The sequence below is a fragment of the Sulfurifustis variabilis genome, from assembly GCF_002355415.1.
Lineage (GTDB): Bacteria > Pseudomonadota > Gammaproteobacteria > Acidiferrobacterales > Sulfurifustaceae > Sulfurifustis > Sulfurifustis variabilis.
This window is the reverse complement of sequence record NZ_AP014936.1, coordinates 270,760-291,441: the sequence shown is the minus strand read 5'-3', so window position 1 is coordinate 291,441 and position 20,682 is coordinate 270,760. Positions and strand designations below refer to the sequence as shown.

The following is a 20,682-nucleotide window of genomic DNA, read 5'->3' as shown; positions in this document are numbered from 1 at the left end:
CGGGTTGCCGGACTGTTTACGGCGTATGACCCTTACCCCGCCACAAACCGACAGGAGGCAATCGATGAAACCGCTGGCATACGCCCTCGCCCTCGGGCTCGCGCTCTCGACGGGCACGGCCCTCGCGTTCCACTGCCCGATGGACATGAAAAAGATCGACGCCGCTCTGGCCAAAGGCCCGACGGTGAGCGGGGATCAGCTCGCCGAAGTCCGGCGCCTGCGCGCGCAGGGCGAGGAGTACCACAAGCAGGGCAAGCATCAGGAGTCGGTCGACACGCTTGCCCGCGCCATGAAGATCCTCGATATCCAGTGACTTCACGGTCCCGGTCGCGTCGCGGCCGGGACCCCCTCCCTTTTTTCCCTGTCGACGGCGTCCGCACCCTGTCGCGGCACGGGTCATCCTTCGTCGCCGCCCGCGCGACGATTCGCAGCGTTTAACCCTGACGTGTGCGCGGCCGACGCATGCGCACGCTGCGGTTATGCTCGGCGCAAGGCAGGCGATAATCGCCGATCACCGCAACCTGAAGGCAAACCACGGAGGGAACCCCATGGCCGAATCGAGCGCGGGATATCACGAGCACCTCGAGTCGCTCAAACCGGAAACCGTCGACCGCCACCGGGCGATCGTGTCGATCATGGAAGAGCTCGAGGCGGTCGACTGGTACGACCAGCGCGTCGATGCGACGAAAGACGAAGAGCTCGCGGCGATCCTCGCGCACAACCGCGACGAGGAGAAGGAACACGCGGCGATGGTGCTCGAGTGGCTGCGCCGGCGCGACCCGCAGCTCGACGCCCATCTGCGCAACTACCTCTTCATCGACAAGTCGGTGCTCGAGAAGGAAGAAGAGCTCGACGAGGCCGAGCAGGGCGACGAGGCGCCGCGTGACGGCTCGCTCGGCATCGGCAGCCTGCGCGGGGAGGTGCGGCGATGAACGACCTTCTGCGCGAGCTCGCACCGGTCTCCAGCGAGGCCTGGGAGCAGATCGAATCCGAGGCCCGGCGTGCGCTCAAGGTCACCCTCGCGGCGCGCAAGCTCGTCGACTTCGCGGGTCCGCTCGGCTGGGACGCGTCGGCCATCACGCTCGGACGGGCCGAGCGGCTCGAGGCGGCGCCGGAGAAGGGCGTGGAAGCGCGCGTGCGCAATACCCAGGCGCTGGTCGAGCTGCGCGTGCCGTTCGAGCTCTCGCGCGAGGAGCTCGAGGCGGTCGGGCGCGGCGCGAAGGATCCGAACCTCGATCCGGTCCGGCAGGCGGCGCGCGCCGCGGCGCACGCCGAGGACCGCGCCGTCTTCCACGGCTACGCCGACGCCGGCATCCGGGGGATCATCGAAGCCGGCGCGACGAGCAGCTGCGCCATCACGGAGGACTACACCGCCTACCTCGGCATCGTGGCCGAGGCGACCCACAAGCTGCGCAGCGCGGGCGTCGACGGACCCTACGCGATCGCGCTCGGCCCGCGCTGCTTCACCGGCCTCAACAAGACCCTGATCGGCGGCTTCCCCGTGATCGAGCACGTGCGCCGGCTGCTCGACGGCCCGATCGTGTGGGCCCCTGCGGTCGACGGCGCCGCGGTGCTCAGCCTGCGCGGCGGCGACTTCGAGCTCACCGTCGGCCAGGACTTCTCCATCGGCTATCTCGACCACACGGCGACGGCGGTTCGCCTGTATCTTCAGGAAAGCTTCACCTTCCGCGTCCTCTCGCCGGAAGCGGCCGTCCCGCTCGCGTACGAAAAAAGATGAGGACCCGCAGGGACGCCGGACGTGATCCGGTTCCTCAATCCGGCTTCGCCCGCAGGTACTGGTCCGGCCACGCGACGTCGGCGCCCAGCTTGCGTGCGGCGTGCAGCGGCCAGTAGGGGTCGCGCAGGAGCTCGCGCGCGAGGAGCACGGCGTCCGCCTGTCCGTTCGCGATGATCTGCTCCGCCTGCATGGGATCCGTGACCAGGCCGACCGCGCCGGTCGGGATGCCGACCTGCGCCCGGATCGCCGCGGCGAACGGCACCTGGTAACCGGGGGTGGCGGGCACGCGCGCGCCCGGGACGAGTCCGCCGCTCGAGCAGTCGATGAGATCGATGCCCGCCTCGCGCAGCCACTTCGCGAACTGGACGGATTGCGGTAGATCCCACCCCCCCTCCGCCCAGTCGGTTGCCGAGATCCGCGCGAAGACCGGAAGGTCGTCCGGCCAGAGCTCGCGCACCGCGCGCGCGACCCGCAGCGGCAGCTCGGCGCGGCCTTCGAGGCTTCCGCCGTACTCGTCGGCCCGATGGTTGGAGAGCGGCGAGAGGAACTCGTGCAGCAGGTAGCCGTGGGCCATGTGCAGCTCGACCACCTCGAAGCCGGCGGCGCGTGCGTTGCGGGCCGCGAGGATGAACTGCTCGACGATGCCGTCGATCTCGTCGCGGGTCAGCGCATGCGGGACGGTATGCGCCTCGGTGAACGGGATCGCGCTCGGCGCGAGCGGCTGCCAGCCGCCTTCGCCCGGCGGAATGGGCGTCCCGCCCTTCCAGGGCTCCCGCGTCGACGCCTTGCGCCCGGCGTGCGCCAGCTGGATTCCGGACACGGCGCCCTGCTGCTTGATGAAGCGCGCGATGGGCCGGAACGCCTCCACCTGCTCCGGCGACCAGATGCCGGTGTCGCGAGGCGAGATGCGTCCGCGGGCCGAGACCGCGCTCGCTTCGGCGAGGACGAGCGCGGCGCCGCCCACCGCGCGGCTGCCGAGGTGCACGAGGTGCCAGTGGTTCGGCACGCCCTCGGCCGCCGAGTACTGGCACATCGGCGAGACGAAGACGCGGTTCCTGAACGCGAGCCCGCGCAGTCGCAGGGGCGTGAAGAGCCGAGACACCAAGAAGCTCCGGGCTGTTGAAGGGGTCAGGCAAGTATTGTTCGGTGCGCGACGCTGTCAAGCGCGCACCGGTTCTTGCCGCGCCTCACGTTCGTTCGCCCATCCGCTGCCTTCGGTCGTTCGATCTCACATCAGCCGCAGGCGGGCGCGCTCCACGTCACCCGGATTCGGCAGGCCGGCAATGAGCCAGGCGTCCAGACAGGTGCCAAAAAGCCCTCGCACGTGCTCGCGCCTGTCTCCAAAGAACCGGCAGATGGAATCCACGCTCGGCACCGAGCCGAAATGAAAGTAGTACTCGCGCAGGGCATCGAGGACCACCCAGTGTGCGGGTGTGAGCGCGATGCCGCGCCGCCGCGCCAGCTCGTCCGCCACGGCGGCGTTCCACTCGCCCGGGTTGTGCAGGTGCCCGTCGGCGTCGACGCGCGGAAATCTTTCCGGTGCACGGGGCTCCATGCGTCCTTTGAGCCCGGCGCACCGCGAAGGTTGTCCGCCAAGCCCACGCGGCCGCCGTGGAAAGCATCCGACGCTCAGCCCACCTTCGGCAGACGCTGCATCGAGCGTTCGATGGCCTCCTTCGGATATTCGTAATCCTCGAGCTCGCCGGCGAAGTAGCGGTCGTACGCGGCCATGTCGAAGTGGCCGTGGCCGGAGAGGTTGAAGAGGATCGTCTTCGGCTCGCCGGTCCTCTTCGCCGCGAGCGCCTCGTCGATCGCGACGCGCACGGCGTGGTTCGACTCGGGCGCCGGGATGATGCCCTCGGCGCGCGCAAACGCGACCCCCGCCTCGAAGGTCGCGAGCTGCGGGACGGCGACGGCCTCGATCAACTTCTCGTGGTACAGCTGCGAGACGAGCGGCGAATCGCCGTGGTAGCGCAACCCGCCCGCGTGGATGCCGGGCGGCATGAAATCATGACCGAGGGTGTACATCAGCATGAGCGGCGTGAGGCCGACGGTGTCCCCGAAGTCGTAGGCGTACTTCCCTTTGGTCAGCGTCGGGCACGAGGTCGGCTCGACCGCAACGAGGCGCACGCGCCTGCCCGCGGCCTTGTCGGCGAAGAACGGAAACGCGATGCCGCCGAAGTTCGAGCCGCCGCCGCACGAGGCGATGACGACGTCCGGGTAGTCGCCGACCTTCTCGAGCTGCTTCTTCGCTTCCTGCCCGATGATCGTCTGGTGGAGCAGCACGTGGTTGAGTACGCTGCCGAGGCTGTAGTTCGTGTCCTTGCGCGAGGCCGCTTCTTCCACGGCCTCGGAGATCGCGATGCCGAGCGATCCCGGCGACGCGGGATCCGCGGCGAGGATCTTGCGGCCGGATTCGGTCCGGTCGGTCGGGCTCGCGTAGACTTCCGCGCCCCAGGTCTGCATCATCGAGCGGCGAAACGGTTTCTGCTCGTAGCTCACCTTGACCATGTAGACGCGCACCGCGAGGCCGAAGAGCTGGCCCGCGAGCGCGAGCGAGGACCCCCACTGGCCGGCGCCGGTCTCGGTCGACAGGCGCGTGATGCCGGCCTCCTTGTTGTAGTAGGCCTGCGCCACCGCGGTGTTCGGCTTGTGCGAGCCCGCCGCGCTCACGCCTTCGTACTTGTAATAGATCTTCGCCGGCGTCCCGAGCGCCTGCTCGAGCCGCCGCGCGCGGTAGAGCGGGCTCGGGCGCCACAAGCGGTAGGCTTCGCGCACCGGCTCGGGGATCGGGATCCAGCGCTCGCCGCTCACCTCCTGCAGGATGAGGGCCTCGGGGAAGATCGCGCCGAGCGCCTGCGGCGGGATCGGTTTGCCGTCGGGTCCGAGCGGCGGCGCCGGCCTGTTCGGCATGTCGGCGACGACGTTGTACCAGTGCGTCGGAATTTCCGACTCCTCGAGCACGATCTTGGTCTGGGACATGGGCGCTCCGGTCCTGCCGCGGGCAACGATGCCGGGGTACTTAACTACGAAGTGCACGGGGGGTCAATGCGGAGGGTCAAACGGGTCGTTGTTTGCGCCCGGCGCGCGCGATAAGGTCATGCGCCGTGCCGCCGCCCGCGAACCGCCTGCTCCTCTTCCTCGCCGTCCTCGCGCTCCTCGCGTTCGCGGCCGCCGCGCTCTATCTCGGCAACCGCGGCCTCACCGCCGCCGGCGCGCATCTCGTCCTCGCCGTCGCTCTCCTGCCGCTGATCCTCGGCGCCATGACCTGGTTCACGCCGGTGCTCACGCGCGCACGCCCCGCACGCGGCGCGATACGGCTGCTTCCGCTGGCAGCCCTCGTCGCCGGGCTGCTCGTGGTCGCCGGGCTCGTCCACTGGCTGCGGCTCGTCCACCTCGCCGCGGCGCTCGCGCTCGCTGTGGTCGCGACGCTGGCGTTCTGGATGCACGGCGAGTCCCGGCGCGCGATCGGCGGCGCGCATCCCGGACTCGCGTGGTATCTCGCCGCGCTCGGCTGCCTGGCGCTGGCGCTCCTCGCCGTGCTCGCGACCTGGGCCTGGCCCTCGGCGTGGCTTCCCGCGCGCCGCCTGCACCTGCACCTCAATCTGCTCGGCTTCGTCGGTCTGACCGCCATCGGGACGCTGCAGGTGCTGCTGCCGACGGCCGGCGAGTATCGCGACGAGCACGCCTCCGTGCGGCTCGCGCGCGACCTCAAGTACGCGCTCGGGGGTACGCTGCTCGCGTCGGTCGGCGCCGCGTGGTGGGCGCCGCTCGGCCTCGTCGGGCTCGTGCTGTGGCTCGTGCCGGTCGTCGGTCTCGGCGCGGCGACGCTTCGACGCCGCGCACGGGCGTTCGCGGCGAACAGCGCCGCCGCCTCACTGAGTCTGGCGCTCCTCGGATTCGCGCTGCTGCTGGTCGCGGGCGGGCTGCACGCGCTCGCGATCGTGCCGGCACAGGGCGCGCTCGGTTTTTTCTTTCTCGCCTTCCTGTTCCCGCTCGTGACCGGCGCGGTCACGCATCTCCTGCCGCTGTGGTCGCGCCCGGGTGCACCGCTGGCCGAGCAGGCGCGCGGGCGCGCCGTGCTCGCCCGCGGCGCCGCGCTGCGCGGCGCGGTTTTCGTCGGGGCGGGAGTGCTCTGGCTGGCCGATCTGCGGTGGGCCGCCTGGCTCGCGGCCGCGACGCTCGCGGTCTTCCTCGTCCAGGCGCTCGCCGCGCTTCGACGGCCCGGCTGACGGCGCTGTCGGCCGGCCCCTAGGCGCGCTCCAGATAGCGGCGCGCCGGTCCGCCGGGGTTCGGCAGACCCGACAGGCGCCAGGCCTCGAGATACGACTGAAAGAGCTCGTGCACGTGGCGCTTCTCCCGCTCCTCGCCGAGCGACAACCGGCGCACGGACAGCACCGTGCCGAACAGCATGTACTCCGTTCGCATCCGGTTGATCACGCCCCAATGCTCCTCGGTGAGCTCGCCGATGCCGTCGGTCTGCGCAATGGCCCGGGCGACCGACTGGCTCCACTGACCGGGGTACTTGAGCAGACCGTCTTCGTCGAACTCCGGCAGGCGCTGAGTGCCCATGGACAACCTCCTGACATGGGAATTTCGAGCGCAAGCCTAGGCGTCCCGCGAAAGCGGAACGTTGATACCGGTCAATAAAGTAGTGGCTTGAGCGGTGGCTGCCGACCGTTCCGCGGCGGAACGCCCCTAGCGGGGCGGCGCCGAGGCGGCAGCCCCCGCCCTGGCCACGTCCATGTCCTGCTCGGCGTTGCCGCCGCCGACGCCGATGCCGCCGATCACCCGGCCGTCGAGCACCAGGGGATATCCGCCGGGAAGGCCGGTGAGGCGCCCCTGCGTCACCGCGCCCAGCTCGCTGAGGATGGGGGCGGGGATTCCCGTCTCGTGGGTCGGACGGCGTACGGATGCAGCCGTGTAGGCCTTCGCGAAAGACGTGTGATGGGTGTGCACGAACGCGCCTTCCATCTTGACGAACCCGACCAGGTTCCCGCCCGCGTCCACCACGCTGATGCCCATCGGCACCTTGATGGCGCCTGCGCGCGCGACCGCCGCCGCGATCACGCGCTGAACGACCTCGGTGGTGAGCCGCGGGCCGTCGGCGGCGCCGGCGGGCGCCATGCCGAAAACGAAGCCGAGAGTGAGCAGGGGGCGAAGATACGGTCTCATGACACCTCCGCGGGTCCGTGGGAAGGGACGCCAAGGATACCGCCGAGTCGTCGGCGGCGGCACATCGCGGTAGACGCGTCCGGGACTCTGCGTTCAGTTCGACGCCCAGGGCGCGCGCCCGGCCAGCAACCACCGGCGCGCCGCCTCCGGAGACTGAAAAACCTCGATCTCCATTCCCCAGGCGTTGCCGACGATGGCCACCGTCCGCGCTGCGTGCAGATGCGCCGCCGACGCGACGACGTAGGCGAGACGGCGCCCGCGGTAAGAGTCGGTCGAGGCCAGCAGGCGGCCGAAGGTGAGGCAATCCTCGGCCGTCGGGACGTATTCGAACTGGCGGAAGTCGCAGAGTACGCACGACACCGCCTGGAACTCCGGATGTTCCATGAGCGCGACGATCGCCCGCTGGTTGCCGGCGAAATCCGTGCTGCCGCGGGCGATTACGGTCACCATGCCGGATTCGAGATCGAACTGGAAGTGGAATGCCACCGCGCTCCGTCGCCCCCCAATACCCGACGTGCTCCCCAACCGGAAACGACACTCATTGGAGAGCACCGGGCATGTGGCGTTGCCGGCGACACACCTTAGAGGATTCTCCAAGCCAGCGAACGCCCTGCGCCCTTTGTCGAGCCGGTGGTAGGATGGGCGGCGACGCCGATGTTCACCCGAAGCCTGACCGAGCTGTTACTCGCGGCGCTCGTGTTCACGGGCGGGCACTTCCTGCTCTCCGCCGAACCGGTGCGCAAACGGCTGGTCGCGCGGCTCGGCGAACCCCGCTTCCTCGGCGCGTACTCGATCGTCATGCTTGCGGCCTTCGCCTGGCTGGTCCTGAGCTACGTCCGCGCGCCGCACGCGCCGCTCTGGGCGGCGCCCGGCTGGGCGCGCTATGTTCCGCTCCTGTTAATGCCGATCGCCTTCGTCCTGCTCGCCGGAGCCCTTCGACCGGACAACCCGACCTCGGTCGGCGCCCTCGCGCGCGCGAAGGACCGCCCGCCCGGTTTCTTCGCCGTCACGCGCCACCCCTTCCTCTGGGCGACGACGCTCTGGGCGATCGCCCACATTCCGGCCAATGGCGACGCCGCCTCGCTGATCCTCTTCGGCGGCATCCTGCTCCTCGCCCTGCCCGGGACCTTCGTGCTCGACGCGAAGCTCGCGCGGCGATACCCGGACGGCTTCGCGCGCCTCGGGCGCGCGACGTCGAATGTGCCGCTCGCCGCGGCTTTCGCCGGCCGCGCTTCGTTCGCGGTCCGCGACTTCGCGTTCCCGGTCGCGATCGGCCTCGCGGCGTTTCTGGTGGTCCTCTACCTGCACCGGTGGCTCTTCGGTGTCTCGCCGCTGCCGGGATAGAAGAGCGCCGCTGGGTGCCGAGCTTGTTCGAGAATCACAAGAAAGAGAGGTCCATGCCATGAAGCGTCTTTTTCTTTCGCTGGTCGCGTTGCTCGTGCTCCTGCCGCCGATCGCCGAGGCCAGGGAAGCCGCAGGGGTTCAGGTGCCCGACGCCGTCGAGGTGCAGGGAGAGAAGCTGGCGCTGAACGGCGCCGGCGTGCGAACGCGATTCTTCGTCAAGGTGTACGTGGGCGCCCTGTACCTGAAGCAACGGGCCGGGAACGCGGCGGTGGCCATCGAGCAGGCGCCGCCGAAAAGCGTCCGCCTGCACTTTCTCTACAAGGAAGTCTCGGCCGAAAAACTCGTCGAGGCATGGAACGACGGCTTCAGGGCGAACACCGCCGGCGACGCGCTCGACCGGCTCGACGAACGCATCGCGCAGTTCAACGTCCTCTTCCCGGCGGTCCGCAAGGGAGACACGATCCGCCTCGACCTGCTCGCCGACGGCACGACGCGCGTCGCCGTGAACGATCAGGCGCTGGGCACGATTCCGGGCGCGGATTTCCAGCAGGCCCTGCTCAGGATCTGGCTCGGCGAGAAACCCGCGGACTCCGGTCTGAAACGGGCGATGCTCGGAGGATGACGCTCAGCTCTGCGCGCCAGACCGGCCGCCGCGCGAGAGCGATACCAGACCCACGATGCCCGAGGCGAAGAGCCAGAACGCGGGGGGTACGGGTACGACCGTGGCGACGAAACGACCCCCGTTCGCCTCGGCTTCGCTCCATCCGTTGATCTGCAGATCCGCGCCCAGCGTCTCGTAGACGCCGGGCGCCACGGACGTGACCGGCGTGAAGAAGCCGAACAGGAAGTCGGTGCTCTCGCCCGGAAGCAGGGTGGCGTCGACCAGCTCGTCGTACGCGGTAAAGAACAACTCGTAGTCCCCGGGGCCCGGGAAAGCGTCATTCGGAAACGAACCGTACGTCAGGCCCTGTCCGAATGAGCCGATGTTGAGATCGATGACGATCGCCTCGGAACCGGTGTTCGTTATCTGCGCCTCGAGAAAGATCGTGTCCGTGGGCGAGTAGCTGAGACCCGAATTGGTGAAGTGCCAGACAAAAGCCGATTGGGCGGTTGTCGGCAGGAACAGCAGACAGACGAGCGGAACGAACCGGCGTAACGACTTGTGCATATACCCCCCTCCCTTTCTTGTTTTCAGCGCGATGGCTTGAAGCCGGCGTATTGTCTTGACCTCCCCGCGTGGCGTCAACGGGACGGGGCAGAGAGTCGGCGGGCACGGCAAGAGGAAGAAAAGACTCCCGACTAGCCGCCCCGGTTCGATACCGCGAGGCGCTGCTCGAAGTGCCGGCGCCAGCTGTCGGCGAGCGCCGGCACGGCCAGGGCGCGGCGCCACCGTTCCGGGTCCCCCGACGCGACGTGGCGCAGTGCGAAGACGTCGGCGACGGTCAGCTCGCCCTCGCCCCGCGACACGCGCTCGATGGCGTTACCCGCGGCGAGCTCGCCTTCCTGGAGCACCCGAAGGTAAAAGCCGATGCGCCTGCTGGCGGTGAAGCGCGCCGGGAATCCGGCGTCGCCCATGCGGATGCCGAGCTTGTAGCACGGCGAGCGCGGCTGACTGACCTCGAGCAGCGTCGTGCCGACGCGGAACACGTCGCCGATGCACACCGCCTCCTCGAGCAGCCCTTCGGTAGTCAGGTTTTCGCCGAACTGGCCGTGGGGGAAGAGGCCGACGCCGAGCTCGGCCGCCCAGTAGGCGTAGTGCTCGAGCGGGTAGAGGTACACCGCCTTGTCCGCGCCGCCGTGCACCCGGAGGTCGGCTTGGCCGTCGCCGTCGATGTTGAGGCGGCGGACCGCGCGGCGGCCGCTCACCGGGTCCTTGTAGATCCCGGTGAGCACCTCGCGTCCCTCGTGCGGCACGGCGCGCGGCCGGCCGACGTTGAGCGAAACGACGCGCACCCTCAGTTCCTCACGTAGTCGTACTTGCCCTTCTGCCAGACGTAGACCACGTAGCCGGGCGCGGTGACGTCGCCCTTGGCGTCGAAGCCGATGGGTCCGAGCACGGTGTCGAACTTGCCGCTCTTCAGGGCCTTCGCGACGGCATCGGCCTTCGGGCTCTTCGCCTTTTCGGCCGCCTGCACCCAGGCCTGGATCGCGCCGTAGGAGTAGAGCGTGTAGCCCTCGGGCTTGTAGCCCTCCTTGAGGAACTTCTCGACGACGGGCCTGGCGATCGGGTTGCGCGCCGGATCGGGGCTGAACGTCATGAGCGTGCCTTCGCCCGCCGGCCCGGTGATCGCCCAGTACTCGTCGGTCATGAGCGCATCGCCCGACATGAGGGGGGCCTTCAGGCCCTGCGCGCGCGCCTGCCGCACGATGAGGCCGGCCTCGGTGTGGTAGCCGCCGACGTAGATCAGATCGATGTTCGCGCTCTTGAGCTTGCTCACGAGCGCCGAGTAGTCGCGCTCGCCGGCCGTGTAGGCTTCGAACAGCGTTTCCCTGATACCGAGCTTGTTCAGCGTCTTCCGGGTCTCGTCGGCGAGGCCGCGCCCATAGGCGGTCTTGTCGTGCAGGATCGCGATCCGCTTGCCCTTGTACTGCTTCGCGATGTGCTCGCCCGCAACCGCACCCTGCTGGTCGTCGCGCCCGCAGGTGCGGAACACGGTCTTCAGGCCCCGCTCGGTGAGCTGGGGGTTCGTGGAGCCGGGCGAGATCTGCAGCATTCCCTCCTCGGCGTAGACGTTCGAGGCGGGGATCGAGGAGCCCGAGCAGAAGTGCCCGTCGACGAACACGACACCCTTGTTCGCCATCTGGTTCGCGACCGCCACCGCCTGCTTGGGATCGCACGCGTCGTCGCCGACCTCGAGCACGAGCTTCTGCCCGAGTACGCCGCCCTTCGCGTTGATGTCGGCCACGGCCATCTCGGCCCCGCGTCGCATCTGCTCGCCGAAGGCGGCGTACTGACCGGTCATGGGACCGACGACCGCGATGCGGATGTCGGCGGCGGCGGCCGTCGCGAGAGCGGCGAGGGCCGCGGCGAAGAGTCGAGCGAGCGTTGTCATTGTTCGGTGTCTCCTGGGAAGTCCGGGTCGGCGACCTATATTAGGTAGGGTCCGGTCCCCCGCCAATAGCGCCCCGCGCCCGATAGCCGAACGGTCCGGCCCGCTCGTAGAGCCAGGGATACTGCGCGAGCACGCACCGGACGTGCGTGACGCGATGGGCGACGAGCGCGACGGCGGCGAGAAACGCGAGGTCGGTGGCGAAGCCGGTCGCGCTGACGAGCCGGCCCTCGAACAGCGCGTAGATCAGGAAGCGGGCGGCGAGCGCGAGCAGCGCCGCGTAGCCGAGGGCCTGCGCGGGGCCGCGCCACTGCCGCGCCGCCGCCTGCCCGGTCAGGAAGGCGGGAAGCCCGAAGAGCGCGAGCAGGCCGGCGTAGGCCGGAACCGCGATGCCGAGCCACTCCTCCATCAGCGTGGCTCGACCTCCCGCCGGCCTCCCTCGAGGTACGCCGCGCGCACCTCGGGGTTGGCGAGCAGCTCCCCGCCCGTGCCCGAAAGCACGATCCGCCCCGCGGCGAGGACGTAGGCGCGATGGGCGAGCTTCAGCCCATGGAAGGCGTCCTGCTCGACGAGGAGCACGGTCGTGCCCTGCGCGTTGATCTCGCGCACGACGCGGAAGATCTGGCGAATGACGAGCGGGGCGAGCCCGAGCGACGGCTCGTCGAGCAGCAGCAGCCGCGGCCGCGCCATGAGCGCGCGCGCAATGGCGAGCATCTGCTGCTCCCCGCCCGAGAGCGTGCCGCCGCGCTGGGCGTGGCGTTCCTTCAGCACCGGGAAGAGCCCGTACACGCGCTCCAGATCCTCGGCGAAGCGACCCGGGTCGGCGGTCGTGGCGCCCATCTGCAGGTTCTCGAGCACCGACATGCGCGGAAAGATGCGACGGCCTTCCGGCGACTGCGCGATGCCGCGCCGCACGATCTCGTACGTGGGGACGTGCGTGATGTCCTCGCCGTCGAACATCACGCGGCCGCGCGACGCCGGCGGTTTGCCGCAGACGGTCATGAGCAGCGTCGACTTGCCGGCGCCGTTCGCGCCGATGAGCGTCACGATCTCGCCGCGGTGCACCACGACGTCGATGCCCTTCAGGGCCTCGATCCGGCCGTAGTGGGCGTGCACGCCCTGAAGCAGCAGCAGCGCGCTCATCCCCGTTTCCCGCCGAGATCGCTCGCCACTTCGGGCGGAAGCGCCTCGTCCTCCGCTTCGCCGAGGTACGCCTTGATGACCGCGGGATCCTCGCGCACGGCCGCGGCGGCGCCGTCGGCGATCTTGCGCCCGTAGTCGAGCACGATCACGTGGTCGGAGATGCCCATCACGACGCTCATGTCGTGCTCGATGAGCAGGATGCCGATGCCCTCCCGGTCGCGGATGTCGCGGAGCAGGCCGGCGAGCTCGGCCGACTCGTGCGGATTGAGGCCCGCGGCCGGCTCGTCGAGGCAGAGGAGCCGCGGCCGGGTGCACATCGCGCGGGCGATCTCGAGTCGGCGCTGGTCGCCGTACGGCAGGCTGCCGGCATCGTCGTCCGCGCGCGCGGCGAGGCCCACGCGATCGAGCCAGCCGCGCGCGTGCTCGATCGCCTCGCGCTCCGCCCGGCGGTAGCCCGCGAGCCCGAGCAGCCCGCCGACGGTGTAGAGCGATGCGCGCATGAGCCGGTTGTGCTGCGCGACGATCAGGTTCTCGAGCACCGACATCGCCGGAAACAGGCGGATATTCTGGAACGTGCGCGCCACGCCGGCGCGCGCGATCCGGTAGTCCTCGAGACGCTCGAGGTAGAGCGGCCCGTCCTCGGTCGCCAGCGTGAGGCGCCCGACGCTCGGGCGGTAAAAGCCCGTGAGGCAGTTGAACACCGTCGTCTTGCCCGCGCCGTTCGGCCCGATGAGCGCGGTGATCTCGCGCCGCCTCGCGACGAACGACAGGTCGTCGATGGCGGTAAGGCCGCCGAAGCGCATGGTCAAGTGTTCCACGGTCAGGAGAGCACGTGAGGGCGCGAGGTCGTGAGGGCGGGAGGTGGAAGAATCCTTTTCCATCTCACGTTCTCGCGACTAACGATCTCACGGCCGTTGCGTCCATCTCACGACCTCCCGACTGACGATCTCGCGGTCGTTACGTCCATCTCACGACCTCACGACTAACGACTTCACGTTCATCACGATCTCCCGACTTCCGATCTTACGTCTAAACGAATCGTCGGCTCCCGCCAGGCCAGCAGCCCCCTCGGGCGCCAGGCCATGATGAGGACCATGGCGGCGCCGAAAAGGAGCATGCGGAACTGCGCGAACTCGCGGCCGAGCTCGGGCAGGAGGACGAGCAGCACCGCGGCGATCACGACGCCGATCTGGCTGCCCATCCCGCCGAGCACGACGATCGCGAGAATCGTGGCCGACTCGATGAAGGTGAAGCTCTCCGGGCTGATGAACCCCTGGCGCGTCGCGAAGAAGGCGCCGGCGAAGCCGCCGAACATCGCGCCGATGCCGAAGGCCGTGAGCTTGGTGTTGCGCGGATTGATGCCGAGCGCGCGGCACGCGACCTCGTCCTCGCGCAGCGCCTCCCAGCCGCGCCCCACGGGCAGGCGGCGGATGCGCAGCGTGAAGAGGTTGGTGAGGAGCGCGAGCGCGAGGATCACGAAGTAGAGGAACATCACGCGGTGGCTCGCGGCGTAGTCGATGCCGAGAAGCTGGTGAAACGCGATCGTTCCCTCGTCGGGGCTGGCCGTGAACGGGAAGCCGAAGAACGACGGGCGCGGGATGCCGGCAACGCCGTTCGGTCCCCCCGTCACCTCGTGCCAGTTGAGCAGCACGACGCGCACGATCTCGCCGAAGCCGAGCGTGACGATCGCGAGGTAGTCGCCGCGCAGCCGCAGCACCGGGAAGCCGAGCACGACGCCGGCAGCCGCGGCGAAGGCCCCGGCGAGCGGCAGACACTCCCAGAACGTGAGGTCGAAGTGGGTCGCGAGCAGCGCGAAGCTGTAGGCGCCGACCGCGTAGAACGCGACGTAGCCGAGGTCCAGGAGCCCCGCGAGCCCGACGACGATGTTGAGCCCCCAGCCGAGCATCACGTAGATCAGGATCGTGGTCGCGACGTCGATCACGTAGCGCGAGGCGAAGGGCAGGAACGGCAGGACCGCCGCGAAGCCGATGGCGGCCCAGGCGAGCAGGCCGAGCCAGGGCTTCGCGGCGGCGCCGATCCGGCCCGCGGCGGCACCGAAAACGCGTCCGCCGTGCAGGCCGCCGAGCAGACCGAGAGCCAGCCGGCCGACGAACACCGCGGCGACGCCGATCGCCACCCAGTCGAAGCGCGTCTCGATGCGCAGACCCTGTGGATCGTCCGCGGCGCGCAGACCCACCAGCGGCAGCGCGAGCAGGAACGCGACGCCGGCGGCGAGCCCGGCGTCCTTCAGCCGGGCGGGCCAGTCCAGACGGTCCGTCACCTACACCTTCTCCACCTCGGGCCGCCCGAGCAGGCCCGTCGGGCGGAAGATCAGCACCAGCACGAGGATCGCGAAGGCGGCCACGTCCTTGTACTCGATCGAGAAGTACGCGGACCAGAACGACTCGACGAGCCCGAGGATGAGGCCCCCGAGCATCGCGCCCGGCAGCGAGCCGATGCCGCCGAGGACCGCGGCGGTGAACGCCTTGATGCCCGCGAGAAAGCCGATGAAGAAGTCGACCACGCCGTAGTACAGCGTGACCATGAGACCGGCGACAGCGGCGAGCGCGGCGCCGAGCACGAAGGTGAGCGAGATCGTGCGGTTCACGTCGATCCCGCAGAGCTCGGCCATGCGGATGTCCTGCTCGCAGCTGCGCTGCGCGCGCCCGAGGCGCGTGCGCGCGATCAGGAGCGCGAACCCCGCCATGAGCGCGAGCGTGAGCACCCAGATCAGGATCTGCACGTAGCTCATCTGCACGAGAAACCCGCCCTCCTCGAACACCGTGAAGCCCCCGCGCACCACGGGCTGCAGGGGCTTCACGCGCGCGCCCTGCGTGAGCTGCACGTAGTTCTGCAGCAGGATCGACATGCCGATGGCGGAGATGAGCGGGGCGAGCCGCGGCGCCGCCTGGCGACGCAGCGGACGGTAGGCGAGGCGCTCGAGCGTCCAGCCGTACATCGCCGTGAACAGCATGGCGGCGAGGAGCACGGCGACGATGGCGAGCGGCGCGGAGGCCAGCGGCCCGAGCAGCGTGAACGCGATCACGGCGATGAAGGCGCCGATCGTGTAGATCTCGCCGTGCGCGAAGTTGATCATCCCGATGATGCCGTACACCATCGTGTAGCCGAGCGCGATCAGCCCGTAGATCATGCCGAGCGTGACGCCGTTGATGAGCTGCTGGAGGAAGTAGGCCATCGCTCAGCGGCGCGTGCGGACAGGGCGCGGGGAGGTGCGGGCCCGCCGTTTGTTCATCGGGTCTGGGGCGGTGGGTGGCTGCCGAAAGCTTACACGACTTCGCCGGCCCTCGCCTCACCGGTGAGCGCCCGTGCGAGCGCGCGAATCAGCACCAGGCCGGCCTCCTCCGCGCGTTCGGCGATGGCGACGACACCGTCCTCGTGACCGCCCATCGCGAAGAGACCGGGGACGGGGAGCGCGCCGCGCGCGTGAAGCGCGCGCACGGCTTCGGCCATCGCCGGTGTCCCGTACGGCGCGGCGGGATCGCTGATCGGCAGCCCCAGCCGCGCCGCCGAGCGCCAGATCTCCGGCGCGTGCGCGTGAAAGACGAAGCGCAGGCGCGGATCGAGATCGTAGAGCATGGCGTGCGTAAGCGATTCGGAAGAGGGAGCGATCGGCCCTTCGGCCACCACGCGGTTCCCGGCGGGCGCGTAGGCGGTGACGACGGCGTAGTGTCCGGGCTCGAGCACCGCCCGTCCGCCGGTCTGCGTGCCGGAGATCGCGAAGCGGCGCGCGCCCCGGGGGGCCTCGAAAGGAGGCAGGCGCATGCTGACGTTGCCGTAACCGACGCCGCCGTAACGCGCCGGATCCAGCCCGATCAGCCCGAGCCGGTGCAGGATCGTTCGCCAGCCGTCCAGCTCGGCGATCGTCGCGCGGGAAAGCGCGGCCGACGGCCGGTACTCGAGGTCGAATTTGGTGACGCCTTCGCGTTCGCTCATGTCCCGCTCCCGTGCGGCCCCGCCCGCGCCCGTTCAAGACGATGTCGTCCGGGCGACATACGCGCCCGGACGGCGCAAGCATACTACCCGCGGCGCAACGGGCCGTCCCCGATTGCCGCGACTACCCCCTCCCTGTTCGAGGAACCCCTCGCGGTTCCTCTTTTTTTGCGACCGGCGGGGACGCGGCGGGCCCGGGGAAACGCGCCCGTATAATGAAGCGCCCGCCGACCTGTTTTCGGCTCATGCTGACTCCGGTCGGCGGCAAACGGCCGGGCCTTCCCTTCCGGGGGCCCATCCACGAACCGACGAGGAACAGGCAACATGCGTCACCCGCTTCGCACCACCCTGTCGATCGCGGCGCTCTGCGCCGTACCGCTCGTATCGCTCGCGGCCAAGGACGACTTCGCGCCGTACGGGACGGCCAAGGTCGACATGCACGAGTACCCGACGACCAACGCGGTGTTCGACGTCAACTACGCGGACCCGCAGCAACTCAACATCCTCTACAACTTCGTGAAGAACACCGAGCGCGAGCTGAAGGGCAAGATGGTGGTCGTGACCCACGGCCCGGAGCTGCGTGTGTTCGCCAAAGAGAACTACGAGAAGTACCAGGGCATCGTGCAGAAGATGGCCGAGCTGGCCGAGGCGGGCGTGGAGTTCCGGATGTGCAACAACGCCATGCGCGCCGCCGGCTACGAGGCCAGGGACATGCACGGATTCATCACGGTGGTGCCCGCCGGTTTCCCGGAGGTCGCGCATCTCCAGTCCCAGGGCTATCGCTACATCAACCCGCTTCCGCTGCCGGTCAAGGACGTGCGCTACCTCGAGCAGCCGCGGCTCAAGAAGAAGTAGAGCGAGGCCCGGACCTCGCAGAGGGACGCCGCGCGCGGCGTCCCTCTTTTGCCGTCCCCGGCGGCGAGGCCCGCCGCGACGGCTTGCGGTCGGCCGTCAGGCGAAGGCGGCGGAACACGCGGGCGAAATCGGCGGGCTTGAAGTGCGCGTTGAGCCCGCTCGGGTTCGGCAGGACCCAGAGTCGCGCGCCGGCGAGATCCACCGGCTGGGGACCGAGCCGGGCCTCGGGCCGCACGAAGGCCGCGCGGTACGTCGTGAGCCCGAGGATGGCGACGATCCGCGGGCGATAGCGCCGCACCTTCTCCTCCAGCCCGGCCGCCCCGGCGATCAGCTCCTCCCTGGACAGCTCGCTCGCGGCGACGGTCGCGCGGTTCACCACGTTGGTGATCCCGTAGCCCCGGCCGAGCAGCTCGCGCTCGTCGAAGGGCGAGAGCAGCCGGTCGGTGAAGCCCGCGGCATGGAGCGCGGGCCAGAAACGGTTGCCCGGCCGGGCGAAGTGGTGTCCGACGGCGGCGGTGTAGAGGCCCGGATTGATGCCGACGAAGAGCACCTTCAGGTCCGGAGCGATGACGTCGGGTACCCGCTTGTCGCGCGCCGCGCGCAGCTGCGCCGGCGTCGGTCGCCGGCGCGTCGCGCTCGCGGCCATCGCGGCACGCGCCTTCTTCGATGCACCCATCGCGCGCGAGGTTAACACGGGCCTCGCCGGTCCCGGGAACCCCGGTCCTTCGCTTCGTCCAAACCGGGAGAGGGGCCGGACGGCATGGAGGCATCATGGACAACCGCGTCACCGACATTGCCATTCATCTCGACAGCGCGCTCCCGGACGACCAGCTGACGGGGCTCGAAGAAACCGTGCGGCGGGAGCCGAGCGTGATCAGCGCGTGCCTGTCGCCGGAGGACCGGCACATCCTGCTCGTGACCTATGACCCCGAGGGCGTCTCCAGCGAGGAGCTGGTGAAGCGACTACGCGCGCGCGGCGTGCACGCGTCGGCCTTCGGGCTCTGACCCGTCGAGGCGGACACGCGGCCCGGACACCCCGCACGGCAGGAAGACGGCGTTCCTACGGGAGCGCGAGGCGCTTGCCGCGGCCGAGCCACGCCTCGATTTCGTCCGCGGCCATCGGCAGGCCGTAGAGCGCGCCCTGCGCCTCGTCGTACTCGAGGCTGAGGAGGCGCGTCCGCTGCTCCGACGTCTCCACGCCTTCGGCCAGCACCCGCAGGCGCAGCGCGTGACCGAGGGTCGCGACCGTGCGGGCGATCGCGGCGTCGGTCTCGTCGGTCGTCAGGTGGCGCATGAAGGACTGGTCCAGCTTGAGCTTGTCGAGCGGGAAGCGCTTGAGGTAGGCGAGCGACGAAAAGCCGGTGCCGAAGTCGTCGATCGCGATGCGCACGCCCATGGCCTTGAGCCGGTCGAGCATGGCGACCGTCCCCTCGACGTCCTGCATCGCGATGCTCTCCGTGATCTCGATCTCGAGCGCCTCGGGCGCGAGCCGCGTGTCCTGCAGGACCGAGGAGACGAGCGCAGGGAGATCGGCGCGGAACTGCCGTCCGGAGACGTTCACCGCGACCGGCGCGTTGAGGAGCCCGCGCTCGCGCCATCGCCGGGCGTCGGTGCACGCCTCTCGCAGCGCCCATTCGCCGATCTGCGCGATCATGCCGCTCTCCTCCGCGAGGGCGATGAACTCGCCCGGCGCGAGCAGACCGCGCTGCGGGTGCGCCCAGCGCAGCAGCGCCTCGAGCCCGGTCACGCGGCCCGTGCGCAGATCGATCTGCGGCTGGTAGTGCAGGCGAAGCTCGCCGTAGTCGATCGCATGCCGCAGATAGCCCTCGAGCGCCATCCACTGCTCCGCCAGCGCATTCATCTCGGGCTTGTAGAGCTGGAAGCCGCGGCCGCCGTGTCGCTTCACGCGGTGCATCGCGGCGTCCGCCTTGCGCAGCAGCGTGATCGCGTCGTCGCCGTCCACGGGAAAGACCGCCACCCCGACGGAAACGCTCACGAAGAACTCGCGGCCGGCGACGTAGAGCGGCCGCGCGAGCGCACCGAGCAGCTTTTCGGCGGTCATGACCGGCCCCTGCTCGCCGGTCAGCCCGGGGGCGAGCACCGCGAAGAGATCGCCGCCGAAGTGGTAGAGCGTGGCGCCGCGCCCGGCCTCGCGTCCGAGCACGCCCTTCCAGCGGGTGGCCACCGCCTTGAGGAGCTGGTCGCCGACGTCGTGGCCGAGCGTGTCGATGACGACCTTGAACCGGTCGAGCCCGAGCAGGAAGACCCCCGCGCGCAGGCCGCCCCGCTCGGGCGCGACGAGCGTCTGCTCCACCACCTCCTGGAACATCCGGCGGTTCGGCAATCCGGTGAGCGGGTGGTGGTAGGCGTGATACGCGAGCTTCTCCTCGGCGAGGCGCCGCTCGGTCACGTCCGCGACGTAGGCGTGGAAGCTGGCGAGATCGGGGAGGAAGTGCACGCCGCACTCGATCGTGCGGCCCTCCCGCTCGTAGCGCCAGACCTCGTAGCGCTGCGGCGAGTCCTTCAGGTCGCGCAGCCGGGCGGGCAGGTCGGCCGGCAGCAGGACGCGCGGCGTCTCGGCGCCCATGCGGCGCGCGAGCTCGTGCGCCGCCGGGTTCGCGTAGACGATCTCGCCGGCGAGCGACAGCCGCATGACCGGGTTCGGGTTGCGCTCCGCGAACACGGCGAGCCGCCGCCGCTCGACGCTCTCCTGGAAGTAGGCCTTGATGTAGTAGCCGACGAGCACCGCGATGAGGAACACGCCCATGCTGAACAGGATCGCGAGGCGGCCCATCCGAAGCACCGTCGACTCCGTGAGGTCGGCGCTCTCCATGACCTGCGCCTGCACCAGGTCGGCGAGCACGTCGAGCTCCGCGTTGAAGTCGCGGACCAGTCCGCCGACGCGCAGCAGGCCCTTGTGCGCGGACGACCAGTCGACCGGCGTCTGCGCCAGGATGCCGTCGAGCTCGTCGGTGAGCGCGTCGAGCCGCGCATAGCTCGCCCGCAGGCCCGCCGCGCGCGCCTGCCCGACCGGCGTCTGCGCGAGCAGCCGCAGCTGCGCGAGGATGGTCTGCTCGCGCGCGCCGTACTCGCGGCGGAAGCGCTCCCGGTCCCCGGTCGCGTAGTAGTCGTAGAGCGCCGCCTCCTGGCGCACCACCTCGAGCTTGAGCGCGGCGATCTGGCTGAGCGCCGGCAGGTCCGTTCGAACGAGGCGGCGCGAGGCGTTCAGGACCTGGTCGCTGTAGGCGAGGACCAGCACGGAGAACAGCACGCCGAGCGCGAGAATGACGACGTATACCGCGCGCATGCGCAGCCGCACGTCCTGAAGGGGCAGCGGCAGCTTCGAACGAAGCGCGGCGAGCAGCGCGCCTGGGCGGTCCGTGCGCGGCACGGTAAGGGCACCTCCGTGTAGTCGGGCTAATCTAC

25 protein-coding genes are annotated in these 20,682 nt (G+C 69.9%); 8 read left to right on the top strand and 17 right to left on the bottom strand.

All coding sequences use genetic code 11. The features are described from left to right. The first annotated feature begins 64 nt into the window (after positions 1-64). The 3 genes from SVA_RS01410 (at position 65) to SVA_RS01400 (ending at position 1,738) form a co-directional block, all read left to right on the top strand. On the top strand, positions 65-313 hold the full coding sequence (locus tag SVA_RS01410) for a hypothetical protein (protein WP_096457747.1): 249 nt from the start codon (positions 65-67) through the stop codon (positions 311-313). Positions 314-548: 235 nt separating this feature from the next. Continuing rightward, on the top strand, positions 549-932 hold the full coding sequence (locus SVA_RS01405; protein ID WP_096462775.1) for an encapsulin-associated ferritin-like protein: 384 nt from the start codon (positions 549-551) through the stop codon (positions 930-932). Continuing rightward, the gene (locus tag SVA_RS01400; protein WP_096457744.1) at positions 929-1,738 is read left to right on the top strand and encodes a family 1 encapsulin nanocompartment shell protein; all 810 of its coding nucleotides are present in this window, start codon (positions 929-931) and stop codon (positions 1,736-1,738) included. The genes SVA_RS01405 and SVA_RS01400 overlap by 4 nt, the downstream gene beginning before the upstream one ends. Before the next feature lie 34 nt (positions 1,739-1,772). Here the strand turns inward: SVA_RS01400 and SVA_RS01395 are convergent, their stop codons facing one another. From SVA_RS01395 to SVA_RS01385, 3 genes are all read right to left on the bottom strand, one after another. Then, positions 1,773-2,840 carry an NADH:flavin oxidoreductase/NADH oxidase gene (locus SVA_RS01395; protein WP_096457741.1) on the bottom strand — a complete coding sequence of 356 codons (1,068 nt, stop codon included), beginning with the start codon at positions 2,838-2,840 and terminating at the stop codon, positions 1,773-1,775. A gap of 126 nt (positions 2,841-2,966) precedes the next feature. Continuing rightward, complete coding sequence (locus SVA_RS01390) at positions 2,967-3,293, bottom strand: TusE/DsrC/DsvC family sulfur relay protein (protein ID WP_096457738.1); 327 nt, start codon at positions 3,291-3,293, stop codon at positions 2,967-2,969. Between the two features lie 74 nt (positions 3,294-3,367). Further along, on the bottom strand, positions 3,368-4,720 hold the full coding sequence (locus SVA_RS01385; RefSeq protein WP_096457735.1) for a TrpB-like pyridoxal phosphate-dependent enzyme: 1,353 nt from the start codon (positions 4,718-4,720) through the stop codon (positions 3,368-3,370). A gap of 125 nt (positions 4,721-4,845) precedes the next feature. Between SVA_RS01385 and SVA_RS01380 the strand changes: the two genes are divergently transcribed. After that, a complete protein-coding gene (locus tag SVA_RS01380) occupies positions 4,846-5,970 on the top strand; it encodes a hypothetical protein (protein ID WP_096457732.1) in 1,125 nt (374 codons plus the stop codon). 19 nt (positions 5,971-5,989) lie between these two features. Here SVA_RS01380 and SVA_RS01375 read toward each other — a convergent pair whose 3' ends face one another. The 3 genes from SVA_RS01375 to SVA_RS01365 all read right to left on the bottom strand — a co-directional run bounded on the left by SVA_RS01375 (position 5,990) and on the right by SVA_RS01365 (position 7,399). Then, positions 5,990-6,310 carry a TusE/DsrC/DsvC family sulfur relay protein gene (locus SVA_RS01375; protein ID WP_096457729.1) on the bottom strand — a complete coding sequence of 107 codons (321 nt, stop codon included), beginning with the start codon at positions 6,308-6,310 and terminating at the stop codon, positions 5,990-5,992. Positions 6,311-6,436: 126 nt separating this feature from the next. Continuing rightward, positions 6,437-6,913, bottom strand: a complete 477-nt coding sequence (locus tag SVA_RS01370; RefSeq protein WP_096457726.1) for a GlcG/HbpS family heme-binding protein — start codon at positions 6,911-6,913, stop codon at positions 6,437-6,439. 93 nt (positions 6,914-7,006) lie between these two features. Further along, positions 7,007-7,399: a hypothetical protein gene (locus SVA_RS01365; protein WP_096457723.1), complete on the bottom strand. Its 393-nt coding sequence runs from the start codon at positions 7,397-7,399 to the stop codon at positions 7,007-7,009. A gap of 168 nt (positions 7,400-7,567) precedes the next feature. On the opposite strand from SVA_RS01365, the gene SVA_RS01360 reads away from it, so the two are divergent. After that, positions 7,568-8,257 (top strand): NnrU family protein, encoded by a 690-nt coding sequence (locus SVA_RS01360; RefSeq protein ID WP_096457720.1) that lies wholly within the window; start codon positions 7,568-7,570, stop codon positions 8,255-8,257. Between the two features lie 58 nt (positions 8,258-8,315). After that, the gene (locus SVA_RS01355) at positions 8,316-8,879 is read left to right on the top strand and encodes a chalcone isomerase family protein (RefSeq protein WP_096457717.1); all 564 of its coding nucleotides are present in this window, start codon (positions 8,316-8,318) and stop codon (positions 8,877-8,879) included. Between the two features lie 3 nt (positions 8,880-8,882). Here the strand turns inward: SVA_RS01355 and SVA_RS01350 are convergent, their stop codons facing one another. From SVA_RS01350 to SVA_RS01310, 9 genes are all read right to left on the bottom strand, one after another. Then, the gene (locus tag SVA_RS01350) at positions 8,883-9,425 is read right to left on the bottom strand and encodes a TRAPPC13 family protein (protein WP_096457714.1); all 543 of its coding nucleotides are present in this window, start codon (positions 9,423-9,425) and stop codon (positions 8,883-8,885) included. 131 nt (positions 9,426-9,556) lie between these two features. After that, entirely contained in the window at positions 9,557-10,210 is a 654-nt protein-coding gene (locus tag SVA_RS01345) for an MOSC domain-containing protein (protein ID WP_096457711.1), read from the bottom strand. Between the two features lie 2 nt (positions 10,211-10,212). Beyond that, entirely contained in the window at positions 10,213-11,310 is a 1,098-nt protein-coding gene (locus SVA_RS01340; protein WP_096457708.1) for a branched-chain amino acid ABC transporter substrate-binding protein, read from the bottom strand. Between the two features lie 40 nt (positions 11,311-11,350). Next, a complete protein-coding gene (locus tag SVA_RS01335) occupies positions 11,351-11,716 on the bottom strand; it encodes a DUF6867 family protein (protein ID WP_096457705.1) in 366 nt (121 codons plus the stop codon). Further along, complete coding sequence (locus SVA_RS01330; protein ID WP_169924200.1) at positions 11,716-12,441, bottom strand: ABC transporter ATP-binding protein; 726 nt, start codon at positions 12,439-12,441, stop codon at positions 11,716-11,718. Before SVA_RS01330 ends, SVA_RS01335 begins: the two co-directional genes overlap by 1 nt. Before the next feature lie 5 nt (positions 12,442-12,446). Continuing rightward, positions 12,447-13,331, bottom strand: a complete 885-nt coding sequence (locus SVA_RS01325) for an ABC transporter ATP-binding protein (protein WP_096457699.1) — start codon at positions 13,329-13,331, stop codon at positions 12,447-12,449. 119 nt (positions 13,332-13,450) lie between these two features. Continuing rightward, positions 13,451-14,731 carry a high-affinity branched-chain amino acid ABC transporter permease LivM gene (gene livM, locus SVA_RS01320; protein ID WP_096457694.1) on the bottom strand — a complete coding sequence of 427 codons (1,281 nt, stop codon included), beginning with the start codon at positions 14,729-14,731 and terminating at the stop codon, positions 13,451-13,453. Beyond that, the gene (locus SVA_RS01315) at positions 14,732-15,646 is read right to left on the bottom strand and encodes an ABC transporter permease subunit (protein WP_096457691.1); all 915 of its coding nucleotides are present in this window, start codon (positions 15,644-15,646) and stop codon (positions 14,732-14,734) included. An 89-nt stretch (positions 15,647-15,735) separates the two neighbouring features. After that, positions 15,736-16,404 (bottom strand): class II aldolase/adducin family protein, encoded by a 669-nt coding sequence (locus SVA_RS01310; RefSeq protein WP_096457688.1) that lies wholly within the window; start codon positions 16,402-16,404, stop codon positions 15,736-15,738. A 321-nt stretch (positions 16,405-16,725) separates the two neighbouring features. Here SVA_RS01310 and SVA_RS01305 point away from each other — a divergent pair, with 321 nt between their 5' ends. After that, positions 16,726-17,256, top strand: a complete 531-nt coding sequence (locus SVA_RS01305) for a DsrE family protein (protein WP_096457685.1) — start codon at positions 16,726-16,728, stop codon at positions 17,254-17,256. Here the strand turns inward: SVA_RS01305 and mug are convergent. Next, the gene (gene mug, locus SVA_RS01300) at positions 17,243-17,902 is read right to left on the bottom strand and encodes a G/U mismatch-specific DNA glycosylase (RefSeq protein ID WP_096462774.1); all 660 of its coding nucleotides are present in this window, start codon (positions 17,900-17,902) and stop codon (positions 17,243-17,245) included. The two genes, SVA_RS01305 and mug, sit on opposite strands and share 14 nt — an antisense overlap. A gap of 125 nt (positions 17,903-18,027) precedes the next feature. On the opposite strand from mug, the gene SVA_RS01295 reads away from it, so the two are divergent. After that, positions 18,028-18,261, top strand: a complete 234-nt coding sequence (locus SVA_RS01295) for a hypothetical protein (RefSeq protein ID WP_096457682.1) — start codon at positions 18,028-18,030, stop codon at positions 18,259-18,261. Positions 18,262-18,316: 55 nt separating this feature from the next. Here the strand turns inward: SVA_RS01295 and SVA_RS01290 are convergent, their stop codons facing one another. Next, positions 18,317-20,647 (bottom strand): putative bifunctional diguanylate cyclase/phosphodiesterase, encoded by a 2,331-nt coding sequence (locus tag SVA_RS01290; protein WP_096457679.1) that lies wholly within the window; start codon positions 20,645-20,647, stop codon positions 18,317-18,319. Between the last annotated feature and the right edge of the window lie 35 nt (positions 20,648-20,682).